We start from the raw sequence: 10,786 nt of genomic DNA, 5'->3' as shown, positions 1-10,786 counted from the left end.
GGCCGATGTTGGTCTTCACGGAGCCGAGGGCCACCGGGCCGGTGCCGGCATCGGCGCGGCCCTCGCCGAGGACCGCGGCCAGGGCCCTGACCTCGATCGGGTCGCCGAGCGCGGTGCCCGTGCCGTGTGCCTCGACGTAGCCCACGTCCGCCGGGGCGACCCGGCCGGCCGCCAAGGCTCTGCGGATCACGTCCTCCTGGGCACTGCCCCGCGGCGCCGTCAGGCCGTTGCTGCGGCCGTCCTGGTTGGTGGCGCTGCCTTTGACGACCGCCCAGATCCGCTGTCCCGCCTCGCGGGCCGCCTCGGCATGGCGGAGCACCACGACGCCGCAGCCCTCGCCGCGCACATAGCCGTCCGCGGCGGCGTCGAACGTCCTGCACCGGCCCTCGGGCGAGAGGAACCGCCCCTGCGAGAGCGCGATGGTGGTGCTGGGCGACAGCATCAGGTTGACCCCGGCGACCAGCGCCGTGTCGCACTCTCCCGACCGGAGCGCCTGGCAGGCCAGGTGCAGGGCGACCAGCGACGAGGAGCACGCGGTGTCCACCACCAGGCTCGGCCCCTCAAAACCCAGCACGAACGACAGCCGGTTGGCCGCCATGTTCTGGGCCGATCCCGTGGCGAAGTAGCCGTCCACCGCCGACACGTCGCCGGCGGAGAGCCGCAGCCGCTCGAAGTCGCTGCCGCCCATGCCGACGAAGACGCCGGTGCGCGAGCCGCGCAGCGAGTCAGGCGCGATGCCCGCGTGCTCCAGCGCCTCCCAGGCCACCTCGAGCACGAACCGGTGCTGCGGATCCACCCCCGGCGCTTCCTCGGAGCCCACGCCGAACAGGCCGGCGTCGAACTCCCGCACCCCCGTCACGAACCCGCCGTGCCGGGAGTAGCTCCGGCCGGCGGCGTTCGGGTCGAGGTCGAAGAAGCCGTCCACGTCCCAGCGGTCGGCCGGCACCTCGACCACTCCTGACCGTCCCGCCACCAGCAGGTCCCAGAACGCCCCGACCCCGACGGCACCGCCGGGAAAGCGGCAGCCCATGCCCACCACGGCGACCGAGTCGGCGAATGGGGTTTTCTCCTTGGATGAAGTCATGCGTTCCCCCTGAGGAAATCGACGGCGTAGGACGAGTCACCAGGTGACCGGCAGCGCCACGAGGCCGCCGGTCCAGTGGTCTTCGTTGCAGCGCAGTTCCTCGAACGGCACCGCGAGCTCCAATCCGGGAAAGCGCTGGAAAAGCATGCCGAAGACGGTCCGCAGCTCCGTCCTCGCCAGGGCGGAGCCGACACAGAAGTGCAGGCCGTGTCCGAACCCGACATGCGAGAACTCCGACTTGCGGAAGATGTCGAACCGGCCCGGGTCGGGAAAGACACGCTCGTCCATGTTGGCCACGCTCGGGGAAAGAAGCACCGCCTCACCGGCGCGGATCGTGACGCCCGCCACCTCGATATCGGATCGGGCGTAGCGTGGAAAGAGGTCCTCCACCGGAATGCTGATGCGCAGGATCTCCTCCACGGCCTGCTCGACGAGCGAGGGATCGTCCTGGAGCGCCTTTCGCTGGTCGGGGTTCCGGAGCAGCAGGAGCGTGCCGTAGTCGATTCTGGAGACGGTGGTCTCATGGCCTCCGAACATCAGGTGCACCCCGATGTCGGCGATCTCGTCGTCCGTCAGCAACTCGTGGTCGGCGGCCGCGGCGACCAGGTCGGTGAGCAGGTCGTCGCCGGGGTTCTCCCGCTTCTCGGTCACCAACCCCCGCACGTAGTGGTGCATCTCCATCGCCGCCTGGACGGCGCCCACCTGGTCGACGAGGCTGGAGAACCGCCACGACCACTCGCGGATCCGGTCCCGGTCCGTTACGGGGACCCCGAGCAGTTCGCAGATCACCACGATGGGCAACGGGAAGGAGAGATGCTCGTGCAGGTCGACGGGCGGCCGGAGGGTGGCCAGCCGGTCGAGGGTCGTCGAGGCGAGTTCGGCGATGTGGTCGGCGATCAGCCGCATGCGCCGCGCCGAGAACGCGGGCGCGAGGACCTTGCGGTGCAGGCGGTGGAGCTCCGGTTCGGTCTCGAAGTCGCCGGTGGGGCCGCCGAACTGGAGGGAGGTGGAGATGCGCGGGGCGTTCTCCGGGTCCGGATGTGAACGGCCGAGACGGTCGTCGGCGAAGAGCTGCTTGGCCGTCTGGTAGCGGGTCGCCAGCCAGGCGAGGTCACCGGCGGACGTGCGGACCCTGACCAGCGGGCCGCGGTCCCGCAGCCCCCGGTAGTCCGGTGCGATGTCCAGCACGTTGGACCGCCGGAACGGCAGTTGGGGCACATCCGTGTCCACCGTCATGCGATTCACCTTTCTCTGCCTTTCGGTATTCCGAACGATCGACCCGGCGAGCGGACGAGACGCCGGCGGCCGTCCGCGGGGTGCCGGACACACGGAGAAGGGCCGGCGCACGCGTCGGCCAGAAGAGGGCGGGTGAGCGCGGGCCGGCCCCGGGCCGCCGCCGTTGGGCGCTCCCCGCTCCGAGGGCTTACCGAAGGGGTGAAGCCTGCCGCGACCACCCACGTCGCTGGTCGCGGCACTGGTGCCCGTCAGACGAGAGAATCGGCGCCGCATCCCCATCCTGCGGACCCGAGCGAGGCGGGCAACCCCTACCCGGCCCCTGCGGCCGCGACTAGGGGCGTTCGGGAAAGCTAGGGGATTTGGGCCGCCCGGGGAATCGCTAGCATCGAGGGAACGAAGCGCGTAGGCACCGATGAGAGATAACGCTGGAAGGCTTCGTCAATGACCCGCATATTTCTGGCAACAATGCCCATCGCCAGCCATGTCATGCCCGCGCTGCCGATCGCCAGGGAACTCGTGGACAAAGGGCACGACGTCCTCTGGCGCTGTGGCCGGAAGTTCGAGGAGCTGATCACCGCGACCGGTGCCACCTTCACGCCGATAGCACATCACCTGGACTTCGACGAGAACGCCTCGGCCTTCCAGACCCTCGACGAGCGGAAACCCGGAATACCCGGATTCAAGAAGGTGGTGCTGCCGCTTTTCATCGAATCCGTTCCGGGGCACGTGGCGGACATCGAGCCGGTGCTCGAAGCCTTCCGGCCCGAGGTCGTGTTCGCGGACCACAGCCTCCTGGCCGCTCCGATACTGGCCACCCGCAGGGGCACGCGGACGGTCCTGTTCGTGGGCGGCCCGCTCCCGCTGACCGGCGCGGACGCGCCACCGCCCGGCATCGGCCTGCTTCCTGGCCGCTCACGGCTCGGACGGCTCCGTGACCGGGGCCTCGGGTGGCTGGTGACCCATGTGCTGTTCCGGGACGTGCGGCGGGCCCTGCGCCGCTCGACGGCCGGTCTCGGAGTGCCGAGGGTCGACGGCTTCTTCATGGACTGGGTGGTCCAGTTGGCCGACCGCTATCTCGTCCTGACCGTGCCGGAGTTCGAGTACCCACGCGGGGACCTGCCGTCCACGGTCGAGTTCGTCGGCCCCACGTGGCCCGAGCTGCCCGAGGTCCCCACCTCGCCGGCGTGTCGGCGGGACGTGGAGCGGTCGCGAGCGGCCGGCGTCCCCGTGGTGCTCGTGATCCAGGGCCCGCGGACCGCCGATCCGGCGTCGTTGGTCGCGCCGACGGCCGCCGCGCTCGCCGACGAGCACGTCCTGGTCGTCGCGACGACCGGGAACCACGATCCCGAGGAGGTGCTGCCCGCCGCCCGGCGGCCGGCCAACCTGCGCCTCGAACGCTCCCTCGACCCCGTGGAACTGCTGCCGACGGCGGACCTGGTGGTGACCAACGGAGGATATGACAGCGTGCAGCTGGCGCTCGCCCACGGCGTCCCGCTGGTGACGGCCGGGGTCAGCGACAACCGGCTGGAGTCGAACAACCGGGTCCGCTGGTCGGGCGCCGGCGTCTTCCTGCGGACCTGGCGGCCGGAGCCGGCGCGGCTGCGCGCCGCGGTCACCGAGGTGCTGCGCGACCCGGGCTACCGGGCGGAGGCGGAGCGACTGCGGGCGGCGTACGCGCGCCACCCGGGGGCCCGACGCGCCGCCGAGGTCATCCTGGAGGTCGCGGGGGCGAGGGCGGCATGAGCGTGGGCTGGTTGGTCACCGGAGCCGGAGGCATGCTGGGCCGGGACGTCCTGGCCCGCCTGGCCGCCGAGGAACGCGTCGCGACGGGCCTGGACCGGCGGTGCCTGGACATCACCGACCGCACCGCCGTGCGTGCCGCGCTGCGCGAACACCGCCCGGCTGTCGTCGTCAACTGCGCCGCGTGGACGGCCGTTGACGAGGCCGAGCGGCACGAGGCCGAGGCCGCCCGGGTCAACGCGGACGGGCCACGGCATCTCGCCGAGGCGTGCGCGGCGTACGGGGCGGCGCTGCTCCAGGTGTCGACCGACTACGTGTTCGCGGGCGACGCCTCGACTCCGTACGCCGAGGACGCCGCGCCGGCGCCCCGCGGCGCCTATGGGCGCACCAAGCTGGCCGGCGAGCTGGCGGTGCGTGCGGCGCTGCCGGACGCCGGCTTCGTGATCCGCACGGCCTGGCTCTACGGGGCGGGCGGCGGCAACTTCGCGCGCACCATGATCAGTCTTGAGGCCGCCGGGCGTACCCCCGACGTGGTCGACGACCAGCGCGGGCAGCCGACGTGGGCGGCGGACGTCGCCGACCGCCTCGTGCGGCTCGGGGACGCGGCCGTCGCCGGTGCCGCGCCCGCGGGGATCTATCACGCGACCAGCGCGGGCGAGACCACGTGGTGCGGCTTCGCCCGGGAGATCTTCCGGCTGCTCGGCGCCGACCCCGAGCGGGTCAGGCCCATCACGAGCGCCGCCTTCCCGCGCCCCGCCCCGCGCCCCGCGTACAGCGTGCTCGGCCACGAGGGCTGGCGCGCCGCCCGTGGTGTGGCGATCCGCCCCTGGCGCGAGGCGCTCGCGGCGGCGTTCCCCGCCCTGTTGCGGGCCGAGGGGCGCGACCCGGCACCGGCGCCCGCGGCGACCGGACGACGAGGAAGCTGAGGACGACGAGGACCATGCGACCGCTTGCCATCGAGGGTGCCTGGTCGACCAGGCCCCGGGTCTTCCCGGACGGCCGGGGCTCGTTCCACGAGTGGTTCAGGGGCGGCGACTTCCGCGAGTCGACCGGCCACGACCTCGGCCTCGCGCAGGCCAACTGTTCGGTCTCCCGCCGCGGCACCCTGCGCGGCGTCCACTTCGCCGACGTGCCGCCGGGCCAGGCCAAGTACGTCACCTGTGTGCGCGGCGCCGTGCTGGACGTCATCGTCGACATCAGGACCGGTTCCCCGACGTACCGGCGCTGGGAGATGGTCAGGCTGGACGACGAGACCCGCGACGCCGTCTTCCTGTCGGAGGGCCTCGGCCACGCGTTCCTCGCCCTCACCGACGACGCCACCGTCGTGTACCTGTGCTCCGAGGGCTACGCCCCGCGCCGCGAGCACGGCATCCATCCGCTCGACCCGGACCTCGGCATCGCCTGGCCCGAGGAACTGGAGCCCCTTCTCTCGCCGAAGGACGCCGCGGCCTGCTCGCTGGCCGAGGCCGAACGGCGGGGGATGCTGCCCAGCTACGCGGAGTGCGTCGCGTTCCGCGCCGGACTCGGTGCGCGCTGAGGCGCCGACCCGCCGTCCGACCCGCCGTCCGACTCGCGCGTCCGACTCAACGTTCGGCGTACAGCGCCTCGATCTCCTCGGCGAACGCGTCCGCCACCGCCCGGCGTTTGACCTTCAGCGACGGGGTCAGCATGCCGTTGCCCTCGCTGAACTCGCCCTCCACCAGGGCGAAGGCCCGGATGGACTCGGCGCGGGAGACGGCCTCGTTGGCGTAGTCCACGGCGCGCCGGACGTCGGCGAGGAGCTCGGGGTCGGTGCGCAGCTCGGCGAAGGGGGTGTCGCGTGGCCGCTTGCGGACCGCGAGCCAGTGGGCGAGTTGGTCGACCTCCAGGGTGATCAGCGCGGCCACGAAGGGCCGTTGGTCGCCGACGACCATGCACTGGCCGATCAGCGGGCGGCCGCGCAGCCGGTCTTCCAGCACGCTGGGGGAGACGTTCTTGCCGCCGGTGGTGATGAGGATGTCCTTCTTGCGGCCGGTGATGCGCAGGTAGCCGTCCTCGTCGAGGGAGCCGAGGTCGCCGGTGGCGAGCCAGGCGCCGGGATCGGCGACGCCGGCGGCGACCGTGTCGCCGCGCACCAGCACCTCGCCGTCGTCGGCGATCCGGACCGCCGCGCCGGGCACCGGGTGGCCGACCGTGCCGGGGCGCGGCGCGAGCGGTGGGATCAGGGTGGCGGCCGAGGTGGTCTCGGTCAGTCCGTAGCCCTCGTAGACCACGACGCCGCAGCCGTAGAAGAAGAGGTTGAGGCGGCGGTCGAGCGGCGAGCCGCCGCTGATGGCGTAGCGCAGCCGGCCGCCGAGCGCCGCCCTGATCCGCCGGTAGACCAGCAGGTCGTACAGGCCCTTGGCGAGTCGCAGGCGGAGCCCGGGGCCGGGACCGGTGCCGAGGTAGTCGCGCAGCGCGGCCTCGCCGTAGGCCACGGCGATCCGGTCGGCGCGTTCGAACGAGGCGCCCCGGCCGAGCCGTTCGGCCGTCGCACGGCCCGTGTGGTGGATCTTCTCGAAGAGATACGGCACCCCGACGATGAACGTGGGCCGGAACGAGGCGAGTTCGGGGCGCAGGTCGTCCGGTCTGACGCTCGGGCAGTGGCCGATGACGATCCGCGCCGACACGCAGGCTATCTGGATGGTGCGGCCGAGGATGTGGGCGAGCGGAAGGAAGACCAGGGTCTCGGGGGTCTGCCGGGTGATCTCCTCGAAGACGGGCTTGAGCAGGGCGACCAGGTTGGCCGTCTGGGCGTGCAGGTTGGCGTGGCTGACGGCGCAGCCGCGCGGCCGGCCCGTGGTGCCCGAGGTGTAGACGACGGTGGCGATCGTGTCGGGGGTCAGGGCGGCGCGCCTGGCCGCCACCTCGGCCTCTGGTATCTCAGCGCCGGCCGTGACCAGTCGGTCCACGCAGCCGTCGTCGATCACCAACAGCTCTGGAGCGTCGTCGAGTTCGGCGAACGCGGCCCGCGCCACCGCGGCGTGCTCCGCGGTCTCCACGACGAGCAGGCCGGCGCCCGAGTCCCGCAGGAGCCACTCGACCTGGGCGGCGGACGAGGTGGCGTAGACGGGCACGCTCTGGCCACCGGCCGCCCAGATCGCGAAGTCGAACAGGGTCCACTCGTAGCGGGTGCGGGACATCAGCGCGACCCGGTCGCCGGCGCGCAGCCCGGCGGCGATCAGGCCCCTGGCCAGGCCCGCCACCTCCGAGGCGAAGGCGGCGGCGGTGACCGGCCGCCAGCCGTCCGGCGTCCTGCGGCGCAGCACCACGGCGTCCGGTGCCTCCGCCGCGTTGTCGAACGGCAGGTCGGCGGTGCTGCCGGCGCTCGGGGCCGGCACCAGCGGCGCCACCCGGACCTCGCGCACGGCGCCGTCCTCCCTGACCACCTCGGCGGGCGCGCGCCCGGCGAACGCGGCCTGCTCCCTCGCCCTCCTGAGATCCCCACGAGCACCCATGTCGGTCGTCAGCTCCCTTGCTGGTCTTCCCGCGGACGTTCGAGGATGGCGGTCACGCCCTGGCCGCCGGCGGCGCACACCGAGATCAGTCCGTGCCCGTGGCCGCGCTCGCGCAGCAGCGCGGCGAGGGTGGCCACGATACGGCCGCCGGTGGCCGCGAAGGGGTGTCCGGTGGCGAGCGACGAGCCGACCACGTTGAGCCGGTCGCGGTCCACGGTGCCGAGCGGCTTGCCGAGGCCGAGCCGGCTCTCACAGAACGCCGGGTCGGCCCAGGCGGCGAGGGTGGCCAGCACCTGCGCCGCGAACGCCTCGTGGATCTCGACGAAGTCCAGTTCCTCCAGGGTGAGTCCGGCGTCGGCCAGCAGCCTGGGAACGGCGAAGACCGGCGCGGTCAGCAGCCCGTCCCGGTCTCCCTCGGGGCCCGCGACGAAGTCGACCGCGGCGGTGCGGGCGTGGGTGAGGTAGGCGAGCACCGGAAGCCCGCGCGCCGCCGCCCATTCCTCGCTGGCCAGTAGCACGACGGCCGCGCCGTCGGTGAGCGGCGTCGAGTTGCCGGCCGTCATGGTGGGTTCGGCCAGCTCCCGGCCGAACACCGCGCGCAGTCTGGCCAGTTGCTCGACCGTGCTGTCGGGCCGCAGGTTCTGGTCCCGCCCCAGGCCGCGGAAGGGAGTGATCAACTCCTCGAAGAAGCCCCGTTCGTAGGCGGCGGCGAGCCGGCGGTGGCTGGCGACGGCCAGCGCGTCCTGGTCGGCCCTGGTGATGCCCCACCGGGCGGCGGTGAGCGCGGCGTGCTCGCCCATCGAGAGCCCGGTGCGCGGCTCGGCGTTGCGGGGGATCTCGGGCAGCAGATGGCTTGGCCGGGCGGCCGCCAGGGTGCGCAGCCTGGCCGGCAGGGCGCGGGCGCGGCGGGCCCTCAGCAGGGTGCGGCGCAGCCGGTCGTCCAGCGCGAGCGGCACGTCGCTCGCGGTGTCCACGCCGCCCGCGACGCCGCAGTCCAACTGGCCGAGCGCGATCTTGTTGGCGACCTGGATGACGGCCTCGAGCCCCGTGCCGCAGGCCCGTTGCAGGTCGAGCGCCGGGGTGCGGTGGTCGAGCGCGCTGCCCAGCACGGTCTCCCTGGCCAGGTTGAAGTCGCGGCTGTGCTTGAGGACGGCACCGGCCGCGAACTCGCCGACCAACTCGCCGCGCAGCCCGAACCGGTCGACGAGGCCGGCCAGCGCGGCCGACAGCATCTCCTGGTTGGAGGCGGTGGCGTAGGGCCCGTCGGCCCTGGCGAACGGGATCCGGTTGCCGCCGAGAATCGCCACCCGGCGCGTCGTCGTCATCTGCCACCTCGTGTCGCGGTTCGGCCACTCTCCCGCGCGGTCCGGTGCCTTCGGGGCGGCCGGCTCGCGCTTGTCTTACTTTTCAGTAGACTTACCGTGCAGTAGGGAGGAAATCAATGGCGGATCGCTATCTCTCCTTCGCCACCAGCCGGCCCGGCGCCGCGCTCATCGGCCGGCTCGGCCTGCCACGGCCCGCCCGCCTCGTCCGGCACGAGCCGGGGCGGCCGGTGGCGCGCGGCCCCGTGTTGCTCGGCGAGTCCGAGGGCGGCCGGCTCGGCAAGCCGCTGCGCGCCGCGCTCGACTCCTGCGGCGCCGAGGTGCCCGAGGCGGCCGAGGCGCCGGCCGCCCTGGTCTTCGACGCCACCGGCGTCCGCGAGGCGCGGCGGCTCGACCAACTGCACGCGTTCCTCCACCCGAGGATCCGCGCCCTGGCGCCCTGCGGCCGGCTGCTCGTGCTCGGCACCCCGCCCGAACTCGCCTCGGACCCCGGCGAGTCGGCGGCCCAGCGGGCCCTGGAAGGATTCGTGCGCTCGGCCGCCAAGGAGCTGCGCCGCGGCTCGACCGCCCACCTGCTGCTCGTCGCCCCCGCCGCCGAGGACGCCATCGAGTCCACCGTCCGCTTCGCGCTCTCCGCCCGCTCCGCCTACGTCTCGGGCCAGGCCATCCGCGTCGGCCCCGGCGGGCGGGCCACGGCCCCCGAGGACTGGGCGCGCCCGCTGGCCGGCCGGACCGCGCTGGTCACCGGCGCGGCCCGGGGCATCGGCGCGACCGTGGCCGAGGTGCTGCACCGCGACGGCGCCCGGGTGATCGGCCTCGACGTGCCGGCGCTGGGCGCCGATCTCCGCGACGCGATGGCCCCGTTGGCCGGCGCCGCCGTGGAACTCGACATCACGGCCGACGAGGCGCCCGCCCGGCTCGCCGAGCGACTGACCGGCGAGGCCGGCGGCGTGGACATCGTGGTGCACAACGCCGGCATCACCAGGGATCGCACCCTGGGCCGGATGGACGCCGACCGCTGGCGCGCCGTCCTCGACGTCAACCTGGTCGCCGTGGAACGACTCACCGAGGCGCTGTCCCCGCTGCTGCCCGAGGGCGGCCGGATCGTGCTCATCTCCTCCATCAGCGGCATCGCGGGCAACGTCGGGCAGACCAACTACGCCGCCAGCAAGGCCGGGTTGATCGGCCTGGCCCAGGCGCTCGCACCCGCGCTCGCCGAGCGCGCCATCACCGTCAACGCCGTCGCCCCCGGCTTCATCGAGACCCGGATGACCGCAGCCGTCCCGCTCCTGGTCCGCGCCGCCGGCCGCCGGCTCAACAGCCTCGGCCAGGGCGGGCTGCCCGTCGACGTCGCCGAGGCCGTCGCCTACCTGGCCTCGCCCGGCAGCGGTGCCGTCACCGGCCAGGTGCTGCGGGTCTGCGGCCAGGCCCTGCTGGGGGCGTGACATGCTGGCCAGCTACGCCAGGGCGCTGCTCCCCAGGCGCCCTGCCCGTCCCGGTGTCGTCCCCGAGCGCGAACTCGTCGTGCCCGCCGCGCCCCAGGACCCGGCGCGGATCGCCCGCTACGCCGAACTCTGCGGCTTCCCCCGCGACCCGGCCACGCTGCCCGCCACCTACCCGCACCTGCTGGCGTTCCCGCACGCGCTCGCGCTGCTCACCCGCCGCGACTTCCCCTTCCCCGTGCTCGGGCTCGTCCACCTGGCCAACCGGATCGAGCAGTCGAGGCCGATCGGCGCCGGCGCCGGGCTCGGGCTGCGCGTCGCGCTCACCGCCGCCCGCCCGCACCACAGGGGAAGCGCCTTCGACGTGGTCGCCGAGGCCACCACGGACGCCTGCGGCCCGCCCGTCTGGCGATCCGTCAGCACCTACCTGCACCGCGACAGGACCGCCGCCCCCGGCGCGCGACGCCGCCAGGACGATCCCCACCC

General features: G+C 73.8%; 8 protein-coding genes and 1 pseudogene. 5 read left to right on the top strand and 4 right to left on the bottom strand.

The genetic code is table 11. The features are described from left to right. Both E1265_RS26805 and E1265_RS26800 read right to left on the bottom strand, forming a co-directional pair. Positions 1-1,084: polyketide synthase (locus E1265_RS26805; RefSeq protein ID WP_132933578.1), on the bottom strand; the 1,084-nt coding region annotated here is incomplete at its 3' end. A gap of 36 nt (positions 1,085-1,120) precedes the next feature. Then, entirely contained in the window at positions 1,121-2,320 is a 1,200-nt protein-coding gene (locus tag E1265_RS26800; protein ID WP_132933577.1) for a cytochrome P450, read from the bottom strand. Between the two features lie 441 nt (positions 2,321-2,761). On the opposite strand from E1265_RS26800, the gene E1265_RS26795 reads away from it, so the two are divergent. From E1265_RS26795 to rfbC, 3 genes are read left to right on the top strand one after another with little or no spacing between them, the layout of a single operon-like run. Beyond that, the gene (locus tag E1265_RS26795; protein ID WP_165953891.1) at positions 2,762-4,063 is read left to right on the top strand and encodes a nucleotide disphospho-sugar-binding domain-containing protein; all 1,302 of its coding nucleotides are present in this window, start codon (positions 2,762-2,764) and stop codon (positions 4,061-4,063) included. After that, positions 4,060-4,986 (top strand): dTDP-4-dehydrorhamnose reductase, encoded by a 927-nt coding sequence (rfbD, locus tag E1265_RS26790; protein WP_132933575.1) that lies wholly within the window; start codon positions 4,060-4,062, stop codon positions 4,984-4,986. Before E1265_RS26795 ends, rfbD begins: the two co-directional genes overlap by 4 nt. A gap of 14 nt (positions 4,987-5,000) precedes the next feature. Beyond that, positions 5,001-5,597: a dTDP-4-dehydrorhamnose 3,5-epimerase gene (gene rfbC, locus E1265_RS26785; protein WP_132933574.1), complete on the top strand. Its 597-nt coding sequence runs from the start codon at positions 5,001-5,003 to the stop codon at positions 5,595-5,597. A 46-nt stretch (positions 5,598-5,643) separates the two neighbouring features. Here rfbC and E1265_RS26780 read toward each other — a convergent pair whose 3' ends face one another. Beyond that, positions 5,644-7,536 carry an AMP-dependent synthetase/ligase gene (locus E1265_RS26780; protein ID WP_132933573.1) on the bottom strand — a complete coding sequence of 631 codons (1,893 nt, stop codon included), beginning with the start codon at positions 7,534-7,536 and terminating at the stop codon, positions 5,644-5,646. Positions 7,537-7,544: 8 nt separating this feature from the next. After that, entirely contained in the window at positions 7,545-8,861 is a 1,317-nt protein-coding gene (locus E1265_RS26775) for an acetyl-CoA C-acetyltransferase (RefSeq protein ID WP_132933572.1), read from the bottom strand. Between the two features lie 116 nt (positions 8,862-8,977). On the opposite strand from E1265_RS26775, the gene E1265_RS26770 reads away from it, so the two are divergent. Both E1265_RS26770 and E1265_RS26765 read left to right on the top strand, forming a co-directional pair. After that, positions 8,978-10,303, top strand: coding sequence for a 3-oxoacyl-ACP reductase (locus E1265_RS26770; RefSeq protein ID WP_132933571.1), 1,326 nt, complete (start codon positions 8,978-8,980; stop codon positions 10,301-10,303). A 1-nt stretch (position 10,304) separates the two neighbouring features. Next, positions 10,305-10,786, top strand: a pseudogene (locus E1265_RS26765) (hypothetical protein); the annotation flags it as partial.

It is taken from the genome of Streptomyces sp. 8K308, from assembly GCF_004348315.1.
GTDB lineage: Bacteria > Actinomycetota > Actinomycetes > Streptomycetales > Streptomycetaceae > Streptomyces.
This window is presented reverse-complemented; position numbering and strand designations above follow the sequence as displayed.